Annotated in this window: 16 protein-coding genes; 6 read left to right on the forward strand and 10 right to left on the reverse strand. The window is 73.3% G+C overall.

Annotated features, from left to right (window positions below; genetic code table 11):
- Window positions 1–25 precede the first annotated feature (25 nt).
- The 3 genes from ACFWGP_RS16735 to ACFWGP_RS16745 are packed head-to-tail and all read right to left on the reverse strand — an operon-like array spanning window position 26 to window position 3,039.
- The gene (locus tag ACFWGP_RS16735) at window positions 26–1,216 is read right to left on the reverse strand and encodes an Mrp/NBP35 family ATP-binding protein (RefSeq protein WP_376931408.1); all 1,191 of its coding nucleotides are present in this window, start codon (window positions 1,214–1,216) and stop codon (window positions 26–28) included.
- A complete protein-coding gene (locus ACFWGP_RS16740; RefSeq protein ID WP_376931409.1) occupies window positions 1,206–1,724 on the reverse strand; it encodes a DUF1003 domain-containing protein in 519 nt (172 codons plus the stop codon). The genes ACFWGP_RS16735 and ACFWGP_RS16740 overlap by 11 nt, the downstream gene beginning before the upstream one ends.
- Complete coding sequence (locus ACFWGP_RS16745; RefSeq protein WP_376931410.1) at window positions 1,711–3,039, reverse strand: magnesium transporter MgtE N-terminal domain-containing protein; 1,329 nt, start codon at window positions 3,037–3,039, stop codon at window positions 1,711–1,713. Before ACFWGP_RS16745 ends, ACFWGP_RS16740 begins: the two co-directional genes overlap by 14 nt.
- A gap of 78 nt (window positions 3,040–3,117) precedes the next feature.
- Between ACFWGP_RS16745 and ACFWGP_RS16750 the strand changes: the two genes are divergently transcribed.
- A complete protein-coding gene (locus ACFWGP_RS16750) occupies window positions 3,118–3,873 on the forward strand; it encodes a general stress protein (RefSeq protein WP_376931411.1) in 756 nt (251 codons plus the stop codon).
- 9 nt (window positions 3,874–3,882) lie between these two features.
- Here ACFWGP_RS16750 and ACFWGP_RS16755 read toward each other — a convergent pair whose 3' ends face one another.
- Window positions 3,883–5,316, reverse strand: a complete 1,434-nt coding sequence (locus ACFWGP_RS16755) for a M1 family metallopeptidase (protein WP_275505693.1) — start codon at window positions 5,314–5,316, stop codon at window positions 3,883–3,885.
- Window positions 5,317–5,426: 110 nt separating this feature from the next.
- Here ACFWGP_RS16755 and ACFWGP_RS16760 point away from each other — a divergent pair, with 110 nt between their 5' ends.
- A complete protein-coding gene (locus ACFWGP_RS16760) occupies window positions 5,427–5,795 on the forward strand; it encodes a TIGR02611 family protein (protein ID WP_275505694.1) in 369 nt (122 codons plus the stop codon).
- A 79-nt stretch (window positions 5,796–5,874) separates the two neighbouring features.
- Here ACFWGP_RS16760 and ACFWGP_RS16765 read toward each other — a convergent pair whose 3' ends face one another.
- Both ACFWGP_RS16765 and ACFWGP_RS16770 read right to left on the reverse strand, forming a co-directional pair.
- A complete protein-coding gene (locus ACFWGP_RS16765) occupies window positions 5,875–7,449 on the reverse strand; it encodes an aminopeptidase P family protein (protein WP_231430534.1) in 1,575 nt (524 codons plus the stop codon).
- A 50-nt stretch (window positions 7,450–7,499) separates the two neighbouring features.
- Window positions 7,500–8,549, reverse strand: coding sequence for an endonuclease/exonuclease/phosphatase family protein (locus ACFWGP_RS16770; RefSeq protein ID WP_231430536.1), 1,050 nt, complete (start codon window positions 8,547–8,549; stop codon window positions 7,500–7,502).
- A 67-nt stretch (window positions 8,550–8,616) separates the two neighbouring features.
- Here ACFWGP_RS16770 and ACFWGP_RS16775 point away from each other — a divergent pair, with 67 nt between their 5' ends.
- Window positions 8,617–9,492 (forward strand): PHP domain-containing protein, encoded by an 876-nt coding sequence (locus ACFWGP_RS16775; protein ID WP_376931412.1) that lies wholly within the window; start codon window positions 8,617–8,619, stop codon window positions 9,490–9,492.
- Between the two features lie 108 nt (window positions 9,493–9,600).
- Here the strand turns inward: ACFWGP_RS16775 and ACFWGP_RS16780 are convergent, their stop codons facing one another.
- Window positions 9,601–11,094, reverse strand: a complete 1,494-nt coding sequence (locus ACFWGP_RS16780; RefSeq protein WP_231430538.1) for a DEAD/DEAH box helicase — start codon at window positions 11,092–11,094, stop codon at window positions 9,601–9,603.
- 144 nt (window positions 11,095–11,238) lie between these two features.
- Here ACFWGP_RS16780 and ACFWGP_RS16785 point away from each other — a divergent pair, with 144 nt between their 5' ends.
- The gene (locus ACFWGP_RS16785) at window positions 11,239–11,955 is read left to right on the forward strand and encodes a ferritin-like fold-containing protein (RefSeq protein WP_231430539.1); all 717 of its coding nucleotides are present in this window, start codon (window positions 11,239–11,241) and stop codon (window positions 11,953–11,955) included.
- Between the two features lie 54 nt (window positions 11,956–12,009).
- On the opposite strand, the gene ACFWGP_RS16790 is transcribed toward ACFWGP_RS16785, so the two are convergent.
- Together ACFWGP_RS16790 and ACFWGP_RS16795 are read right to left on the reverse strand one after the other, a co-directional pair.
- Window positions 12,010–12,315, reverse strand: coding sequence for a hypothetical protein (locus ACFWGP_RS16790; protein ID WP_231430541.1), 306 nt, complete (start codon window positions 12,313–12,315; stop codon window positions 12,010–12,012).
- Between the two features lie 2 nt (window positions 12,316–12,317).
- Window positions 12,318–12,542: a DUF3107 domain-containing protein gene (locus ACFWGP_RS16795; RefSeq protein ID WP_231430543.1), complete on the reverse strand. Its 225-nt coding sequence runs from the start codon at window positions 12,540–12,542 to the stop codon at window positions 12,318–12,320.
- 93 nt (window positions 12,543–12,635) lie between these two features.
- Here ACFWGP_RS16795 and ACFWGP_RS16800 point away from each other — a divergent pair, with 93 nt between their 5' ends.
- Together ACFWGP_RS16800 and ACFWGP_RS16805 are read left to right on the forward strand one after the other, a co-directional pair.
- Window positions 12,636–15,821 carry a UrvD/REP family ATP-dependent DNA helicase gene (locus ACFWGP_RS16800; RefSeq protein WP_275505696.1) on the forward strand — a complete coding sequence of 1,062 codons (3,186 nt, stop codon included), beginning with the start codon at window positions 12,636–12,638 and terminating at the stop codon, window positions 15,819–15,821.
- Window positions 15,818–19,099: a UvrD-helicase domain-containing protein gene (locus ACFWGP_RS16805; RefSeq protein WP_376931413.1), complete on the forward strand. Its 3,282-nt coding sequence runs from the start codon at window positions 15,818–15,820 to the stop codon at window positions 19,097–19,099. The genes ACFWGP_RS16800 and ACFWGP_RS16805 overlap by 4 nt, the downstream gene beginning before the upstream one ends.
- Here ACFWGP_RS16805 and ACFWGP_RS16810 read toward each other — a convergent pair.
- Window positions 19,033–20,283 (reverse strand): phosphotransferase, encoded by a 1,251-nt coding sequence (locus ACFWGP_RS16810; protein ID WP_231430546.1) that lies wholly within the window; start codon window positions 20,281–20,283, stop codon window positions 19,033–19,035. The two genes, ACFWGP_RS16805 and ACFWGP_RS16810, sit on opposite strands and share 67 nt — an antisense overlap.
- Between the last annotated feature and the right edge of the window lie 68 nt (window positions 20,284–20,351).

Raw genomic sequence — 20,351 nt, forward strand, 5'->3', positions numbered from 1 at the left:
GCGCTCGTCGACCAGCGGCTCGCGCTCAGCGCACCGAGACGTCGAGGCGGCGGCCCGCGAGGTCGCGAGGCATCCCGGCCAGGCGTGCGGCGACCGCCTCGATCGCGCGCGCGGCCGGGTCGTCGGGCGCCGACACGACGACGGGCACGCCGTCGTCGCCGCCCTGGCGAAGCGCCATGCTGAGGGGCACGCTCGCGAGCAGCGGCACGGGCTCGGGCTGACCGGCCGAGAGCCGCTCGGCGACGAGCTCGCCGCCGCCCGACCCGAAGAGCTCGAGCACGTGCCCGTCGGGCTGCACGAGGCCCGCCATGTTCTCGATCACGCCGACGATGCGCTGGCCGGTCTGGCGCGCGACGACGCCCGATCGCTCGGCGACGTCGGCCGCGGCGGCCTGCGGCGTCGTGACGACGACGACCTCGGCGTTCGGCAGCAGCTGGCCGAGCGAGATGGCGACGTCGCCCGTCCCGGGCGGAAGGTCGACGAGCAGCACGTCGAGGTCGCCGAAGTACACGTCGGTGAGGAACTGCGAGAGCGTGCGGTGCAGCATCGGCCCGCGCCAGGCGACGGCCGTCGACGAGGCGCGCGCCCCGGGCCCGGCCGGCTCGATGAACATGCCGATCGAGATGACCTTCACGCCGTGCGCGACGGGCGGCAGGATCATCTCGTCGACCCGGGTCGGCCGGGCGGCGAGGCCGTCGTCGTCGACGAGGCCGAGGAGGCCCGGGATCGAGAACCCGTGCACGTCGGCGTCGATGAGCCCGACCGCGAGCCCGCGCGCCGCGAGGGCGATGGCGAGGTTCGCCGTGACGGTCGACTTGCCGACGCCGCCCTTGCCGCTCGTGACCGCGAGCACCCTCGTCAGGGTGCCGGGGCCGAACGGATTGCCGCGGGCGGCGCGGCCGCCGCGAAGGCGTTCGGTGAGGGCGGCCCGCTGCTCGGGCGTCATGACCGAGAGCTCCACGTCGGCGTTGCCGGCCCCGACGATCGACTCGGCCGCCTGGCGCACGTCGCGTTCGATGCGATCCGATGCGGGACACCCGACGATCGTCAGCCGGATGCCGACCTCGACGCGACCGCCCTCGCGGGCGACCACGCGGTCGACCATGTCGAGTTCGGTGACGGGCTTGCGGATCTCGGGGTCGATGACGGAGGCGAGCACGCGCCGCACCGCCTCCTCGAGCAGCGCCGCGTCGCCCGAGGCGGCGTCAGCCGGCATGTTCGGACTCCTCCTCGTCGCGGCGGTCGAGCTCGTCGAGCATCGCGCGCAGCTCGGAGCGGATGAACTCCTTCGACGCGAGCTCCTTCACGGCGAGTCGCAGGGCGACCACCTCGCGTGCGAGGTACTCGGTGTCGGCGAGGTTGCGCTCGGCGCGCTGCCGGTCCTGCTCGATCTGCACGCGGTCGCGGTCGTCCTGCCGGTTCTGCGCGAGCAGGATCAGCGGTGCCGCGTACGACGCCTGCAGCGAGAGCATGAGGGTGAGCGCCGTGAAGCCGATCGCGATGTCATCGAAGCGCCAGGCGGAGGGAGCGAAGGTGTTCCACGCCATCCAGCCGACCGCGAACACCGACAGCCCGACGAGGAAGCCGGGCGTGCCCATGCCGCGGGCCACCCACTCGGTGAAGCGGCCGAAGCGGTCGCTGTCGCCCGAACCGCGGAAGGTGGCGGTGCGGCGGATGCCCTTCGGCGTGTCGAATCGACGGTCTTCCGACTCAGCGCGTGCCATCTGCGCCCCTCCTTCCGTATGGGATCGGGATGCTTCCCGTCGTCAGCTGCGCCCGCGCCGTGCTGCGCTTGGCCAGCTCGTCCTCCTCGGGGTGACTTCGCCAGTCATCGGGCAGCAGGTAGTCGAGCACGTCGTCAATCGTCACCACCCCGACGAGTCGATGCTTCTCGTCGACCACCGGCACCGAGACGAGGTCGTAGCTCGCGAGGATGCGGCTGACCTCGGCGGCCGAGGTGTCGGCGGTCACGGGTTCGAGGCCCTGGTCGATGAGGGTGCCGAGCCGCTCGTGCGGCGGGTAGCGCAGCATCCGCTGGAAGTGCACGATGCCGAGGAACCGGCCCGTCGGCGGCTCGTACGGCGGCAGCGTGACGCAGACCGCCGCGCCGAGCGCGGGCGGCAGGTCGTGCCGGCGGATGAGCGCGAGCCCCTCGGCGACGGTCGCGTCGGCCGAGACGATGATCGGCTCGGTCGTCATGAGGCCGCCGGCCGTGTCGGGGCCGTACGACAGCAGGAACCGCACGTCTTCTGCCTCTTCGGGCTCCATCAGCTCGAGCAGGTGCTCGCCGCGCTCTTCGGGCAGCTGTGCGATGAGGTCGGCCGCGTCGTCGGGCTGCATGTGGTCGAGCACGTCGGCCGCGCGGTCGTCGCCGAGACCGGCGAGGATGTCGACCTGGTCGGACTCGGGCATCTCCTCCAGCACGTCGGCGAGACGGTCGTCGGGCAGCTCCTCGGCGACCTCCTGCCGGCGCTGCGCCGGCAGGTCGAGCAGCGTCGAAGCGAGGTCGGCGGGCTTCAGCTCGGAGTACGTCGCGATGAGCTGTTCGGCCGACTGGGCCTCGCCCTTCGCGGCCTGCTCGCGAACCTCGCGCCAGGTGACGTACGCCGACTGCCCCTTCGAGAACGGCGAGGCGCCCTTGGGGCGACGCACGAACAGCTGGTCGACCTCCCACTCGCCGGGCTCCTGCTCCTCGATCGCGACGTCCTCGATGGTGGCCGTGCCCGAGCCGTCGTTGAAGCCGACCTTGCGACCGAGCATCTCGGCGATCACGCGCACCTCACCGCCGCGCTGCTCGAAGCGGCGCAGGTTGATGAGGCCCGTCGTGATGATCTGGCCGCCGCCGATCGAGGTGACGCGCCCGATCGAGACGAAGACGCGGCGCTTGCCCGGGATCTCGACGATGAGCCCGACCACGCGCGGCGGGTCGCTCTTGCGGTACACGACGAGGACGTCGCGCACCTTGCCCACTCGATCGCCGTTGGGGTCGAAGACGGCGCACCCGGCGAGTCGGGCGACGAAGACTCTCGTGGCGCTCACGCTACAAACTTAGCCCCCGGATGCCTCGGCGGCGGCGCCATCCGGGCGACCCGGCCCGCATCGTGGGACAATGGCCGGGTGACGAACCAGACGCCGTTCGGCGGCCGCGCGGGCCGCGAGCTCCCGACCATGCCGAAGGGCGAGACGGTCGCGGGCTTCGAGACCTACGCCGAGGCGCAAGACGCCGTCGACCGCCTGTCGAAGGCCGAGTTCCCCGTGAAGGAACTGGCGATCATCGGCACCGACCTGACGACGGTCGAGCGCATCACCGGACGGCTCACGTGGAGCCGGGCCGCCGGCGCCGGCGCGATCTCGGGGGCGTGGTTCGGCCTCTTCCTCGGGTTGCTGTTCTTCATCTTCGCGCCCAGCGGCGCCTCGCTCGGCATCCTCGGCGCCGCCGTGCTCATCGGTGCCGGGTTCGGCATGATCTTCAGCGTCGTCACGTACTCCGTGAACCGGCGCCGTCGCGACTTCACGTCGAACATCCAGGTGCTCGCAAGGCGCTACGCGATCATCATCACCGATCCGTCGCACGTCGCCCGGGCGCGCAACCTGCTCGGCACCGCGAGCGATGTCGCCCCTGCGGTCCCGGCCGCGGCGGCGCCGCCCGCACCGACCCCGACGCCCGCGTCGGCCCCGCCTGCCGCGCCGGCTCCGACGCCGCGCGACGGCGACGCGACGACGGGCGCCGGCGACGAGACATCCGGCTCGGCAACAGGCCAGGGTGACGAACCGCAGGGCCTCACGTACGGCGAGGCGCAGGATGCCGCGCGCCGTGCCGCTCGTGAAGCCGATGCGGCGCGCCGTCGCGCCTCGGAGGGCGACGGGGCCTGACCGACCGGCCTACCAGGTCGTCGGCTTCTGGGGTGTGAAGAGCCACGCTGCGAAGAGGGTGTCGAGGTCGGCCCCCGAGACCTCCTCGGCGAGCGCCGTGAAGTCGGCCGTCGTCGCGCTGCCTCCTCCGTAGCGGTCGACCCACTCCGTCGCGAGCTCGAAGAAGGCGTCGTCGCCGATCTCGACGCGCAGGGCGTGCAGCGTCGCGGCGCCGCGGTCGTAGACGGGGTCGGCGAACAGGCCGAGCGGCTGCGGATCGGCGACGACGAGGCTCCAGAACTCGTCGTCGGCCGGAATCGACATCACCTCGTCGAAGCTCTCGTCGGCGGTGGCGCGACCCTGGTGCTCGGCCCACATCCAGGACGCGTACGTCGCCCAGCCCTCGTTGAGCCAGATGTCGGCCCAGCGGCCGGGGCTCACGTGGTCGCCCATCCACTGGTGGGCGAGCTCGTGCGCGACGGTGCCCTCGCCGGCGCGGCGCGAGAAGAACGAGCGGGTCTGGGTCTCGAGCGCGTAGCCGACCGAGTCGTCGTCGACGATCGCGCCGTACGCGACGAACGGGTACGGCCCGAAGCGGTCGTCGAAGAAGTCGATCATCTGCGGCGTGAGCGCGAGCGCGGCCGACGCGGACGCCGGGAGCGCCGGGTCGACGGCGTCGATGATGCGGAGGCCGTCGGCGGTCGTGTAGTCGTCGAGCACGTAGTCGCCGACGCTCGCGGTGGCCAGGTACGCCGCCATCGGGTCGGGAGCGTGCCACGTCCAGGTGGTGCGACCGTCGGCCGTGTCCGACCCGGTGAGGCTGCCGTTCGCGACGGCGACGAGCCCCTCGGGGACCGTGATCTCGAAGTCGTAGGCAGCCTTGTCGGTCGGGTGGTCGCTGACCGGGAACCAGGTCGCGGCGCCGTCGGGCTCCGACACGACCATGGCGCCGTCGCGGGTCGTCACCCAGCCGTAGAGCGCGCCTTCGATGTCGGTGGGCCTCGTCGTCGTGCCGCCGTACTCGACGACGACGCGGGCGTCGTGCCCGCGCTTCAGCTTCGGCCGCGGGGTGATCACGAGTTCGTTGTCGGTCTGCTCGAATCGCGCGGCGTGACCGTCGACCGTGACCGTCGTCGCCGTGAGCCCACGGAGGTCGAGGTCGAACCGGTCGAGGTCCTGCGTCGCGCGCAGGTCGATCGTCGCGACGCCGTCGAGCTGCCCTTCGAGCGGGGCCGGCTCGGGTGCGGGCGGGGTGTAGTCGAGGTCGAGTCCGAGGTGCACGAGGTCGATGCCGCCGTTGCCCGCGAGCGGGAAGTACGGGTCGCCCGCACCGTCGGAGCCGGCGCTGTACCGGGGTGCGCCGGGCTCGCCCGGTGCGGCGGAGGCGACGGCGGGGGCAGTGGCGACGGCGAGGGCGAGGCCCGCGGCGCCGAGAACGGCGAGGGTGCTGCGGCGGTGCGACATGGATCCTCCAGCACGTGGGTGCGATCGGGGTTCGTCCCGACCCTAGCCGTGCCCCGGCGCGACCCGCCAGACCCGGGGAGCTCCCAGACTCGCGATATATCGTGACGCGCATGACCACCGGACGAGACGCCCCGCGGCCCGCCCTCGAACTCGAGATCGCGGATGAGATCGCCGCTGCCGAGCGGCCCGACCGACCCATCCGTCGGGCGCTGCGGCGGCTGCGGCAGGCGATCGGCCGCCGCCCGGGCCTGCAGCGCGCCTACCGCGTGCTCGTCGGGGTGCTCGGCGGCATCGTGACGGTGGCCGGCCTCCTGCTCGTACCGCTCCCCGGCCCCGGCTGGCTCGTCGTCTTCCTCGGTCTCGCGATCCTGGGCACCGAGTTCGCCTGGGCGAAGCGCGCCGCGGCGTTCACGAAGCGTCAGCTCGCCCGGTTCTGGGCCTGGTGGCGGGCGAGGCGGGCGACGGTCGAGCGCACCTGATCTGCGAGCGTCGGGCGTGCACTCACCGCCCGTGCGACGGCGAGTGCATGCCCGATGACGGCGGGAGCGAACGCATCGTTCAGCGGCTCGCGCCGCGCACCCAGGCCTCGACCTCGTCGGCGGTGCGCGGAATGCGCACCGAGAGGTTCTCGGCGCCGTCCGCCGTGACGAGGATGTCGTCCTCGATGCGCACGCCGATGCCGCGGAACTCCTCGGGCACGGTCAGGTCGTCGGGCTGGAAGTACAGGCCGGGCTCGATCGTGAAGATCATGCCGGCTTCGACCACGCCGTCCATGTAGAGCTCGCGGCGGGCCTGCGCGCAGTCGTGCACGTCGAGCCCGAGGTGGTGGCTCGTGCCGTGCACCATGTAGCGGCGGTGGAACTGATTCTCGGGTTCGAGGGACTCCTCGGCCGACACGGGCAGGAAGCCCCACTCGGCCGTCTTGCGCGCGATCACCTGCATCGCCGCGGCGTGCACCTCGCGGAACACGATGCCCGGCCTCACGATCGCGAACGCCGCGTCGGCTGCCTCGAGCACCGCCTCGTAGACCTGGCGCTGCACGGGCGAGAAGGTGCCGTTGACCGGGAACGTCCGGGTGATGTCGGCCGTGTAGTACGTGTCCATCTCGACGCCGGCGTCGAGCAGCACGAGATCGCCCGGCACGACGGGCCCGTCGTTGCGGGTCCAGTGCAGGATCGTCGCGTGCGGGCCCGCCGCGGCGATCGAGCCGTAGCCCACGTCGTTGCCGTCGAGCCGAGCCCGGGTCGCGAAGACGCCCTCGATGACGCGCTCGCCGCGCACCTCGGAGGTGATGCGGGGGAGCTCGGCGAGCACCTCGCCGAAGCCGCGCTCGGTGGCTGCGATCGCCGCCCGCATCTCGGCGACCTCGAAGTCGTCCTTCACGAGTCGCAGTTCGCTCACGACGCGCGCGAGCTCGCCGTCGGGCTCGTGCTCGTCGCCCACCTCCAGCGAGAACGCCGCGTCCTGCGCGTTCTCGCTGAGCACGCGCTCGGCCGCGAATCGGATGCGGGCGTGGTCGACGCGCTCGGTGAGCGCGGCATCGGCCTCGCGCACCACGAGCGTCGCGGTGTCGATCCGGTCGACCACGGCGTCGAAGGCGCTGATGTCGCGGGTCGCGACCGCGAGGTCGGCCGCGACGTGGGCGAGCGACGGGCGCGGGCCGATCCAGAACTCGCCGATCGCCGCGTTCGCGTAGAACTCCTCGGAGTCGCGACCCGCGCGCTCGCGGAAGTAGACGGTCGCCTCGTGCCCGGCGTCGCCGGTGGGCTCGAGCACGAGCACCGCGCCGGGCTCGGAGTCGGACCCCCAGCCGGTGAGGTGCGCGAACGCCGAGTGCGCCCGGTAGGGGTAGTCGGTGTCGTTCGCCCGCTGCTTCATGTCGCCGGCCGGGATGACGAGCCGCCGGCCCGGGAACTCGGCCGAGACCTTCGCGCGGCGCGCGGCGGCGTACGCGGCCTGGGGGCGCGCCTCGGGCAGCGTCTCGGCGCGTTCGGCCCAACCGTTCGAGATGAACGCCTTGAAGCCCTCGGAGCCCGGCGTGGTCGACCGGTTCGCGTTGCGTCCGGCCTCGTCGCCGGAGGGGTTCGCCGCTGCCGCGGTCTCGGTGGTGGAGGTGTCGCTCGAGTTCGCCATGCCCCCATTCTCGCACCGGCCCCGAGTGCCGGCGGATGGTCCGGGGCTCGTCAACCCGCCCGGGTCAGCGTCGCCACGACCGGGCGGTGGTCGCTGCCGGCGTCGTCGAGCGACTCGATCACGCGGAAGTCCTCGACCGCCCAACCGGGCGTCGCCAGCACATGGTCGATCGGGCTGCCGAGCAGCGGCGGCAGGTCGGTGGGCCAGGTGCCGAGCGCCGCGGCGCGCGCCTGCACCGAGGCATCCCGGCAGCGCCCCAGGTCGCCGCCGTCGATGCCGCGCCCGGCGAAGTGGTCGACCGTCGCGTTGAAGTCGCCCGCCATGATCACGTTCTCGCCGGTGCACTGCTCGGCGAGCCAGTCGAGGTCGCTGCGCCAGTTCCGCAGCTCCCAGCGGATCGGCGCGACCGCGTGCACGGCCACGATGCGCGGCCCGTCGCCCGAGATCGGGTCGGCCACGACGCTCGGCAGCGTGTTCGTATTGCCCGGCGGGCCTGGGTAGTCGGCCGAGACGACCTCGTAGTCGCCGAGCTCCGGGCTGATGAGCAGGGTCGTCGACCGGGCCTTCGCGATGTCGTCGTACGCCTGCGTGTGCACCCACATCGGCGAGCCGCCCTCGCGCATCGCGATCGCGACCTCCTCGCCGAGCGAGTCGGTCGTCTCGGGCAGCACGACGACGTCGGCGCCCTCCGTGAGGGCGAGCTCCGCGATCGTCGACGCGTCGGGCACCTCGCCGAGGGTGTTCCACGACAGCACCGTGACGGACGCCTCGGGCCCCGAGGCATCCGCCGCGCGGTCGTCGGCAGCGGCGGTGGCCGCGCCGCCCGTGCCACGCACCGCGAGCACCGCGACCTGGCCCGCGGTGAACACGGCGAACACGATCGCCATGGCGATCGCGAAGCGACGACCGCGGCGCGGGATCGCGAGGAGGAGGAACAGCACCGCGACGATCGCCCCGCAGACGGCGGCGACCCCGCGCAGCGCCACGACGTGCGCCGCGATCCACTGGTTCTGCAAGCCGAACGCCTGAGGCCAGAGGAGCACGGCGGCGAGGGCGGCCGTGCCGACGATCACGACCCAGCCGAGGATGCGGGGGAGCATTCCACCCACCCTACGGGGCCGGGTTCTGAAAGGGCCCCGAGAACGGCGCCCTCGATACGATAGGGGGATGTCGCGAGCTCCTGCCGCGATCGGCGAGGCCGATCTGCACACCCACTCGGTGGTGTCCGACGGCACCGAGTCGCCGGCGGAACTGATGCGGCAGGCGGCGGCCGCCGGGCTCCGGGCCGTCGCGCTCACCGATCACGATTCGACGAGCGGCTGGGCCGAGGCGGCCGCCGCGGTGCCCGAGACGGGCGTCGCGCTCATCCCCGGCATGGAGCTGTCGACCCGCGAGGGGTTCACGAGCGTGCACCTGCTCGGTTACCTCGTCGACCCGCTCGACGAGCCGTTGCTCGCCGAGACCGCTCGCATCCGCGAGTCGCGTCTCACCCGCGCCGAGGAGATCGTGCGGCGCATCGCGCGCGACTACGACCTCAGCTGGAGCGACGTGCTCGACCAGACCGTCGAGGGGGCGACGATCGGACGGCCCCACATCGCCGACGCGCTCGTCGCCCGAGGGCATGCGGCGACCCGTTCGGCGGCCTTCGCCGGCATCCTGCACCCTCGGGCCGGGTACGCCCAGCCGCACTACGCGCCCGACCCGCTCACGGGCGTGCGCCTCATCCGCGCCGCCGGGGGCGTGCCCGTGCTCGCGCACCCCGGCACACGCGGCGCCGAACAGGTCGTGCCGCCCGCTCGCCTCGCCAAGCTCGTCGACGCCGGACTGTTCGGCCTCGAGGTCGACCACCCCGAGAACCGCGCCGACGCCAAGCCCCGGCTGCGCGAACTGGCGGCGAGATTCGGGCTCGAGATCACCGGGTCGAGCGACTACCACGGCGCGGGCAAGCCGAACCGCCTGGGGGAGTGCCGCACGGCGGCCGACGTGGTCGCTCGGCTCGTCGCCGAGGCGCGCGGCAGCGCGCCGGTGCTGCCGCCCGAATAGGCCCGCGGCGTCGGAAGCGCGTCGACTCGTGGGGCGCTGAGACGCCGCGAGCGCGCGGGCGCCCGTCATCGACGGGGCCTGCGTGCTCGCGAGGTGGAGGTGTCGGGGTCAGCCCTGCGGCGCCGCCGGTGCGGCGGTCTGCCCGCCGCCCGAGCTGCCGCCGCGCCGCCGACGGCGACGGCGAGGCGCGGCGTTGCCGTCGTGGTGCTCCTTGCCCTTGCCATCGTGCGTGCCGGTGCCGGCAGCCTTCTCCGAGGCATCCTTGGAGGTCTGGCCCGAGGTCTCGACCGCCTGGCCGTCACCCGCGGGCACGCCGTTGCGGGTGCGACGGCGGTTGCGGCTGCGCGGAGCACGCTCGGCGTCGCCCTCGGTCCGGCCGGCCGTGCTCGAGCGCGTCGCGCTCGCCGCGGGGGCGGCGGGCTTCAGGCGGCCCTTCGTCCCGGCGGGGATGTCGAGGTCGGTGTAGAGGTGCGGGCTCGACGAGTAGGTCTCGGTCGGTTCGGGCTGGCCGAACTCGAGGGCGCGGTTGATGAGCGCCCACTTGTGCAGGTCGTCCCAGTCGACGAACGTGACGGCGATGCCGGTCTTGCCGGCGCGGCCGGTGCGGCCCGCGCGGTGCAGGTAGGTCTTGTCGTCGTCGGGGATGGTGTGGTTGATGACGTGGGTCACGTCGTCGACGTCGATGCCGCGGGCCGCGACATCCGTGGCGATCAGGATGTCCTTCTTGCCCGCCTTGAACGCGGCCATCGCGCGTTCGCGCTGGTCCTGGTTGAGGTCGCCGTGCACGGCGGCCGCGTTGAAGCCGCGGTCGTTGAGCTCTTCGACGAGCTTCGCGGCGGCACGCTTCGTGCGCGTGAAGATGACGGTCTTGCCGCGGCCGTCGGCCTGGAGGATGCGCGAGATCACCTCGTCCTTGTCGAGCGAGTGCGCGCGGTAGACGAGGTGCTTGATGTTCGCCTGCGTGAGGCCCTCGTCGGGGTCGGTCGCCCGGATGTGGATCGGCTTCGACATGAAGCGGCGGGCGAGCGCGACGATCGGCCCCGGCATCGTGGCCGAGAAGAGCATGGTGTGCCGCACGGCGGGCACCTTCGAGAAGATCTTCTCGATGTCGGCGAGGAAGCCGAGGTCGAGCATCTTGTCGGCCTCGTCGAGCACGACCTCGCGCACGTCGGCGAGCGAGAGGAGGCGCTGGTTCGCGAGGTCGATGAGGCGGCCCGGCGTGCCGACGACGATCTGCGCGCCGGCCTTGAGCTGCTCGATCTGCCCTTCGTAGGCCTTGCCGCCGTAGATCGACACGATCTTCGTGGGCCGGTTCGAGGTGGCGAGCTCGAGGTCCTCGGTCACCTGCACGCAGAGCTCGCGCGTCGGCACCACGACGAGCGCCTTGACGCCGTGCTCGGGGTCGTCGCCGAGGCGCTGGATGAGCGGCAGGCCGAACCCGAAGGTCTTGCCCGTGCCAGTCTTGGCCTGGCCGATGATGTCCTGCCCGGTGAGGGCGAGGGGGATGGTCTGCTCCTGAATGGGGAAGGCATCGATGATGCCCTTGCCCGCGAGCGCGTCGACGATGTCGGACGCGATGCCGAGGTCGGTGAAAGTGGTCAAAGATCTGCCTGTCGGTCGTGCTTCGAGAGTGAAGGTCGGAAGGTGCGCCTCGACTCATCCCCGGGCGCACGGCCGCGGATCCAGCGTCCGCATGCCCCACCACCCTATCGGAGACTCCCTGTGAGCCTCGGATAGGCTGTTCGCGTGGTGTTCTGGTCCAAGCGGCGCGGCGTGCGTCAAGAGCTGCCGCGGCTGCGTCCGCGGGTCGCGCCGACGGAGGTCACCAAGGTCGACTTCACCGAGCTCGTCCCCGACCCGGTGCCGTTCCTCGGCCAGGCCGCGTACATCCAGCTCGAGTTCTTCGAGAGCCTGTCGCAGGCGGTGATCGGCGCAGCGGCCATGCACTCGAAGGAGCGGCTGAGCTCGGCAGCCGGCGTCGCGCTGCGCAAGCACCACGACCTCATCGCCGAGCTGCGCAGGCTGGACGTCGAACCCGACGCGGTGATGGCGCCGTTCGCGCCCGCGACGGATCGGCTCGGGCAGTCGACCGCGGGCGCCGACCAGTACGAGCTCATGCTCGGCATCCACGTGACGTCGGGCATGCTCGACGACTACTTCACCCGCCTGGCCGAGGGACTGCCGGTCGAACTGCGTGCGCGGGTGCGATCGATCCTCGCCGTCGGCGGGATCGGCGAGGTGCTCGACGCCGAACTGCGTGCCGCGATCGAGGCAGAACCGGGTCTCGCCGACCGGCTCGCGCTCTGGGGACGCAGCATCGTCGGCGACACGCTGCTCATCGCGCGCTCGGCGCTGCGGGGCTCGGAGCCGGCGGACCGCACGGGCGATCGCGTCGAGCCGGTGTTCACCGAGCTCATCGCGGAGCACACCCGCCGCATGGACGCGCTCGGGCTCACGGCCTGACACCGCCCCCGTGCCAGAGGGCACGGACGAGTTCGGATCGGGCAGGTACGCCCGTCAGGCCTTGCCGAGCCCGTGCCGGGAGAGGTGCTCGAAGCGGGCGTCGTCGGCCTTCTGGCGACCAGGCCCGATGAGCCAGGCCGAGGCCGCGGACGCGATCGCCGATGCGGCGAGCGACACGACCCAGATCCATCCGCCGTCCCACGGCCAGCCGAGCCAGGTGAGCGCCACCCAGACCACGGCGGCGACGCCCGCGCCGATCGCCGGCACGAGTGCGACGCCCCGCAGCTTGCGGAGCGGGAAGAGGAAGTGCGCGGCGATGCCGATGATGGCGCCGCCGAGCGTGACGAAGAGGAGTTCCATCGTCAGGCGACGAATCCGACGCGACGCGACTCCTCCGAGCCGATCTCGACGTACGCGAGCGCAGCAGCGGGCACGACGTACACGGTGCCCTTGTCATCGGCGAGCTTCAGCAGGGGGGCCTGCCCGGCGAGCGCCGCGGCGACCGCCTGCTCGACCTCGGCGGCCGACTGGGAGGTCTCGAACCCGAGTTCACGGGGGGAGTTCTGGATGCCGATGCGAACGTCCACGGTACGCCTTTCTGCTCTTGCTGAAACCCTACACATCGCCGAGGCGCGAGCCGTTCGCGTTCACTGTCGGCGGAACACGTTAACGTTGCCGGCATGCAGGGCACCCGAACCGCTCCAGAGCTCGTCCGCCGTCTGGTCTCCGGCGGGCACGCGGCGGTCTTCGGGGCGCCCGGCAGCGGCAAGACGACGCTCGCGATCGAGGTCGTCGCCGACCGCATCGAGCGCGAGGGCGGCACGGCCGACGAGGTGCTCGTGGTGTCCGCGACGCGCACCGCTGCGACCTCGCTGCGCGATGCGCTCGCGGTGCGGCTCGGCCTCACGACGCGCGGGCCGCTCGCGAGGACGGCGAACTCGATCGCCTTCGAGCTCGTGCGTGCCTACACCGGCCGACCCGTCACGCTGCTCACCGGAGCCGAGCACGACCACATCATCGGCGAACTGCTCGAGGGCGGCGTGCGCGACGGCTTCGGGCCCGACTGGCCCGAGCCGCTCTCGCCCGAGGTGCGGGCGCTGCGGGGCTTCCGCACCGAGTTGCGCGACCTCATGATGCGCGCGGTCGAGCACGGCGTCGACGCCGAGGCCCTCGCCCGGCTCGGCGAGCGGTGCGGGCGGCCCGAATGGGTGGCCGCCGCCGACTTCCTCGCCGAGTACGACGAGGTCAAGGCGCAGGTGCGCCCGACCCAGTACGACTCGGCCGAGCTCGCCGCCTTCGCCGCGGCGATCGTGCGGCGCAGCACGGTCGACGCCGAATCCGCCGAGGCCCTCGGGCGCCTGGCCGCGCTGCGTCTCATCGTGGTCGACGATGCGCAGGAGGCGACAGAGGCGACTGCGGCGCTGCTCGCCGCGTTCGCCGCGCGCGGCGTGCAGGTGATCGCGATCGGCGATCCCGACGTCGCGAGCAACGGATTCCGCGGCGGCCGGCCCGAACTGCTCGGCGCGCTCTCCAGCGTGCTCGACGGGGCGCCGGTCGAACGCCATGTGCTGCCGACGGTGCATCGAGGCGACGCCGCCCTGCGCGCCGTCGTGCAGTCGGCCACCGGTCACATCGGCGCCGCGCTCGGCGGGGCGCACCGGGCCGCCGGCGTCGAGCGGGGCGACCGGGCCGGTGCGGGCGACGAAGGTCGCGGGGCGCGGCCGGTGCGCGGCGGCGACCGGTACGACCGCACCCAGGACGCGGCCGAGGGCCGCCCCGCGTTGGAGTCCGTCGTCGGCCTCGAAGCGCCGTCGCATGCGGCCGAGTGCCGCGCGGTCTCCGCGCTCCTCCGCGAACGGCACCTGCTCGACGGCGTGCCGTGGTCGAAGATGGCCGTCGTCCTCCGCTCCGGCGGCGACGTGCCCGCGTTCGAGCGCGGGCTGGCGCTCGCCGACGTGCCGACCGCCGGCGGCGCCGGGCGCACGGCGCTGCGCGATGCGCCGGCGGCAGCCGCGCTCCTCTCGGCCGTTTCGCTCGTGCTCGACCGCGAACCCCTCACCCCCGAGCTCGCGGTGAGCCTGCTCACGGGCCCGATCGGGCGGCTCGACGCAGTGGGGCTCAGGCGGCTCCGCCTCGCCCTCCGCCACGAAGAACTCGCGGGCGGCGGCGATCGCACCGGTGACGAGCTGCTCGTCGAGGCGCTCGCCGCACCCGGCGGGTTCGACACCATCGACGCCGCACCGGCGCGCCGGGCCGCACGGCTCGCGAAGCTCCTGGCCGCCGCCCGAGCCGAGGCCGCGCGCGGCCGGACGGTCGAGGAGCTGCTCTGGTCGGTGTGGAACGCGAGCGCCCTCGCGGCCGAATGGGGTCCGCAGGCGGCGGGCACCGGCGTGCTCGCCGACGAGGCGAACCGGTCGCTCGACGCCGCCGTCGCCCTGTTCGCCGCGGCGCAGCGGTTCGTCGAGCGAGAGCCCGACGCGCCGGCCGTCCGGTTCATCGACGAGGTGCTCGCGAGCGAGCTGCCCGAGGACTCGCTCGCGCCGCAGCGCGCGGCCGAGTCGGTGGTCGTCACGACGCCGCCGGCGCTCATCGGCCGTGCCTTCGACGTCGTGGTCGTCGCCGGCCTCCAAGACGGAGTATGGCCGAACCTGCGCCCGCGCGGCACGCTCCTGCACGCCGGGTTGCTCGCCCGCACCGCGAGCGCCCTCCGGTCCGGGGCGCCCGTGCCGTCGGTCGAGACGGTCGCCGAGGCCCGTGCCGCGGTGCGGGGCGACGAGTTGCGGCTCTTCGCACTCGCGGCGTCGCGCGCCGAGCGGCAACTGGTGCTGAGCTGCACCGCGAACGACGACGAGCAGCCCTCGATGCTGATGGGCTACGCGCCCGACCGCCTGCGCACGCCGCGCTCGCGCCCGCTGCACCTGCGCGGCCTCGTCGGTGCGCTCCGTCGCGAGTCGGTCGCGTCTCCGTCGGGCGAGGCGCCGGCGGCGCTCGCGCTGCTCGCCGAGGCCGGCGTCGCCGGGGCCCATCCCGACGACTGGTACGGGCTGGCCGAGCCTTCGACCTCGGCGCCGCTCGTCGACCTCGACGGCGACCCCGAGGCGGTCGTCGCGGTCTCGCCGTCGCAGATCGACCGCGTCGAGGAGTCCCCGCTCGGCTGGTTCATCGATCACGTCGCGTCGCCCCCGTCGGGCATCGCCGCCTCGATCGGCACGATCGTGCACGCCGTCGTCGAAGAGGCCGGCGCCCGGGCCGACGGCGACACGAGCGTCGAGACGCTCTGGGCGGGCGTGTCGGCCCGACTCGACGAACTCCGCTTCGAGGCGGGCTGGGTCGCCGAGCGCGAGCGCCGGGGCGCGCGCAAGATGACCGAGGGCGCCGCCGATTACCTCGCGAACTTCGCCGACGACGAGAAGGTGCTGCTCGAGGCCGAGGGGCGGTTCACGCTCGAGATCGATCGGGTGCGCGTCACGGGCACGATCGATCGGGTCGAGGTCTCGCCCGACGGCACGACCGTGATCGTCGACTTGAAGACCGGCCGGACCCCGCCGACGGCGGCCCAGACGGCGGCGCATCCGCAGCTCGCCGCGTACCAGCTGGCCGCCAGGTCAGGGGCGGTGCCCGGCGGTGGATCGCTCGGCGGCGCGAAGCTCGTCTACGTCGCACGACCGGCGCACGGCCGTGGCTACACCGAGCGGGCGCAGCAGCCGTTCGACGACGAGGCAGAGGGCGAGTTCCGCGAGCGGCTCGCCGACGTCGCGCGCACGATGGCCGCGTCGGGCTTCGACGGGCCCGCCGAGCTCGGCTTCGGCTCGAGGTTCGGCGCCTGGCAGTACCGGGTGCACCTGATCCCGGCGGTGTCCGCGTGAGCGCGTCATCGGCGTCGACGGGCGCGGGGCTCAGCGCGCTCGACATCGCATCGCGACTCGGCCTGCACGCGCCGACGCCCGAGCAGCGGGCCGTCATCGAGGCCGACCCGTTCGGCCAGAGCATCGTCGTCGCGGGCGCCGGCAGCGGCAAGACCGAGACGATGGCGAACCGCGTCGTGTGGCTGCTCGCCAACGGCCATGTCGGAGTGCCGGAGGTGCTCGGGCTCACGTTCACCCGCAAGGCGGCCGGCGAGCTCGCCGAGCGGGTGCGCGAGCGAGTCGGGCAACTCGTCGACGAGGGCATCGCCGAGGTCGTGCTCGACCCGCTCGAGTCCGCCGCCGTCGGCACGTACAACGCGTTCGCGAGCGCGATCTACCGCGAGCACGCCATGCTGATCGGTCGCGAGCCCGACGCCTCGGTGCTCGGCGAGGCATCGGCCTGGCAGTTGGCGCGGTCGGTCGCGCAGGCATCGGCCGATCCCCGCCTCGTCGAGCTCGACGCCTCGCTCGACCGCGTCACGGGCGCCGTGCTGGGCCTCAGCCGGGCGCTCGCCGAGAACGTCGCCGACAGTCGCGACGTGCGCGTCATGGTGCGCGACTTCCTGCAGATGGAGGGACTGCCGATCGAGGCGCCGCGCAAGCGCACCGACTTCGCGTCGTTCGTCGACGCCCTCGGAGTGGTCGGGGCGCTTCCGCCGCTGCTCGAGCTCGCCGACGCCTATGCTGCGGCGAAGCAGCAGCGCGGGTTCGTCGAGTTCTCCGACCAGGTGTCGCTCGCGCTCGCGATCTGCGAGCAGCACCCCGAGGTCGCGACGGCGCACCGCGAGCGCTACCGCACGGTGCTGCTCGACGAGTACCAGGACACGAGCGTCGTGCAGACCCGCCTGCTGTCGGCGCTCTTCGCCGACCATCCGGTCATGGCCGTCGGCGACCCCGACCAGTCGATCTACGGATGGCGCGGCGCGAGCGCGGCGAACCTCGCCCGGTTCGGGCGCGACTTCGCCACGACCGGCGCTGCGGCCGTCTACGACCTCTCCACGAGCTGGCGCAATCCCCGCATCGTGCTCGACGCCGCCAACGTGCTCATCGCCCCGCTCGACGCCGGCATTCCGAAGGCACCGCTCACGGCCTCGCCGTTCGCGGGGCCCGGCCGGCTCGAGGTCGCCTGGGCCGAGACGATCGAGGCCGAGGCCGCCCGTGTCGCCGAGTGGTTCGCGACGCGCCTCGGCCGAACGGGCGATCGCCCGAGCGGCGCGCTGCTCTGCCGCACCTTCGCGAACGCCGAGGTCTTCACCGAGGCGCTCCGGGCCCGGGGCGTGCCCGTGCACGTGCTCGGCATGGCCGGTCTCCTCGACCAGCCGGTGATCGCCGACCTCGTGTGCGTGCTGCGGGTGCTCCACGATCCGTCGGCGGGCTCCGAGCTCGTCCGCGTGCTCGGCGGCGCGAGGTGGAGCATCGGGGCCGCCGACCTCGATGCACTCCGCGGCCTCGCCAAGTGGCTCGCCGACCGCGACCTCGCGATGCGACGCCTCGACGACGACGTGCGCAGGGGGCTGCGCTCGTCGATCGCCGTCGACGAGTCGCCCTCGATCGTCGACGCCCTCGACTTCGTGCTCACGGCGCCCGACCAGCACTCGGCGCTCCGCGCGTTCAGCCCGGTCGGCCTCGCGCGCATGCGCCGCGCCGGAGCGCAGCTGCAGTCGCTGCGCCGCCGCGCGGGACTCGGGCTCGTCGACTTCGTGAACCTCGTGCAACAAGAGCTCCTGCTCGACGTCGAGGTCGCCGCGAACGCGGCGCAGCCGCTCGGAGCGCCGAGCCTCGAGGCGTTCGACGAACTGCTCGTCGGTTTCGTCGAGATGGCCGAGCAGCCGACGCTCGGGGCGTTCCTCGCGTGGCTCACCGAGGCCGAGCAGCGCGATCGGCTCTCGCCCCGTCACGACGAACCCGAGCCTGGGGCGGTGCAGCTGCTCTCCATCCACGGGTCGAAGGGGCTCGAGTGGGACCTCGTCGCGATTCCCCGCATGGTCGACGCCGAGGTGCCGTCGAAGCCGCGCTCGACCAAGGGCTGGCTGTCGTTCGGCGAGCTGCCGAACGAGTTCAAGGGCGACCACGACGAGCTGCCCGAGTTGCAGTGGCGAGGTGTCCAGAGCCAGGCCGAGTTCGACGAGGCCGTCACCGCCTTCGCCGACGAGAACCGTGAGCGCCACGCCGAGGAAGAGCGCCGACTCGCCTACGTGGCGGTCACGAGGGCGAAGTCCGAGCTGCTGCTCACCGGCTCGTGGTGGTCGACCCAGAAGACGGCCCGCGAGCCGAGCCCGTTCCTGCGCGAACTCGCGGTGGCGGGCGTGATCGCGGCCGATGCGCTGCCGAGCACCCCCGCCGAAGCCGAGAACCCGCGAACCGGCTCGACCGAGCGGGTTCGCTGGCCGCTCGATCCGCTCGGGCGGCGTCGCGATGCCGTCGAGGCGGCGGCCGAGGCGGTGCGGCTCGCGGCGACCCGACCCACCGGCCAGGGCATCGGACCGCGGCTGGCCGACGAGCTCCGGCTGCTCCTCGAAGAGCGCCGGCGCAGGCACGAACCCGACGCGGCGCCCGAGATCCCCGTCCGCGTCCCCGCCTCGCGCTTCAAGGACTACGTCGACGACCCGCTCCAGGTCGCGGCGGCGCTGCGCCGGCCGATGCCGCAGCGCCCGTTCCGGGCGACCCGCATCGGCACGCTGTTCCACGAATGGGTCGAGCAGCGCTCGATCGGCGCGATCGAGGGCAGCGCCCCGGCCGGGCTCGACGAGCTCGATGCGCTGCTCGTCGAACTCGACGACGACCCGGCCGGCGGCGCACTCGTCGACGACTCGCCCGATCGGCTCCGTGCGCTGCAGGAGCGGTTCGCGGCATCGGAGTGGGGCGACCGCCGACCGGCCGCCGTCGAGCTCGAACTCCACCTTCCGCTCGGCGAGAACGTCTTCGTGTGCAAGCTCGACGCCGTCTACGACGTCGACCCGTCGTCGGAGCTGGGCGCGCGGGGAGTCGCCGTGCAGGTCGTCGACTGGAAGACGGGCAAGGCGCCGCGCGATGCTCGCGACCTCGAGCTCAAGCAGACCCAGCTCGCGCTGTACCGACTGGCGTACGCCCACTGGGCCGGAGTCGATCCGTCGACCGTCGACGCGGTGTTCTACTTCGTCGAAGACGATCGGGTCATCCGCCCCGACGCCCTCTACGACGAGGCGGAGTTGCGCCGGGCCTGGTCGTCGGCGTCGTCACGCGAGTCGTCACCTGCCTGAGCGCCGGCGCCGTCCGTCCCCTCGCTCGAGCTGTCCGCGGTCCCCGGCGAACGCGGCGGGGCGGCATCGCCCCAGTCGCTGAGGTCGAGCGGGATCGGGGCCGTGGCATCCATCGGCGTCTCGCCCGACTGCAGGGCCGAGAAGTCGTAGCTGTCGGTGAGCATGGCGCCGCCACGGTCGGAGGGAAGCCGGTCGTGAGGGGTCTCGTCGAGCATCCGCTCGACATCGCCGACGGCGAGGATGGGCCCCGTCTCGGGCGAGAGCGGCTCGCTCGAGCGGTCGTGCACGCTCTCGACGAGCCCGTCGAGCAGGCCGATCGCATCGTCGACGACGGCCTGGTCGTGCTCGTCGACGCCGTGCAGCAGCCAACGCGCCAGCTCGAGCTCGCCGTAGAGCAGGGCGCGCTGGGGCAGGTGCGCGTCGGCGCCGCCCTCGCGAGCCGCGACGTACGCGCCGAGCGCCCGCTCTGCCGCCGCCCCGCGCGAGGTGAGCAGCCAGTGCAGGTCTCGGGCGGGGTCGCCCTCGGCGAGGCCCGACCAGCCGAGCACACCGGTCACGGTCTCGCCGTCGTTGAGGATGACGTCGGCGGTGAGCCCGCCGTGCACGACCGTGGGGCGGAACCGCCACAGCGTGTCGTCGTCGGTCGCCTCCTCCCACCGGCGCAGCAGCGCCGCGGGGAGGTGCCCGGTGTCGGCGGCGCGGCCGACGAGCGCGACGACCGACTCCCGTGCGCCGTCGGCGGACTGGCGGGTGAGGCCGGCGTCGCCGACGAACCCGGCGGGCAGCGAGTGGATCGCGGCGATCGCGAGGCCGACCGATTCGGCGAGGCGGTCGTGCGAGGTGAGCTCATCGGGGGTCGAGATCCCGCCCTCGAGGAAGTCGGTGACGACGGCGCGCGTGCCGTCGACGGGCGCCTGGCCGACGAACGTCGGAACGGCGAACGGCAGCCTGCTGCGGATGCCGGGGGTGAGCGCGCGGAGCGCGACGAGGTCGGCCGACTGCTCGGACTCGGCGGCCTGCGTGCGCGGGACGCGGATGATCAGGTGGCGCCCGTCGGTGGTGCGGAACTCGACGGCGTCGTACGCCCCGTGGCTGCGGCGCGTGTGCGCGCGTGCCGCGTTGACCTCGAGTCCGGGCACCGCCGCCGTGGCCAACGCGGCTAGAGTGAGAGGGGGTCTGGCCATGGCATTCAGCTTAAGCAGGCATCTTCGGGCGAGGGGCGACCGCCACACCTTCCCGCTGACTCCGCAGC

The organism is Agromyces sp. NPDC127015 (genome assembly GCF_042725165.1).
Taxonomy (GTDB): Bacteria; Actinomycetota; Actinomycetes; order Actinomycetales; family Microbacteriaceae; genus Agromyces; species Agromyces chromiiresistens.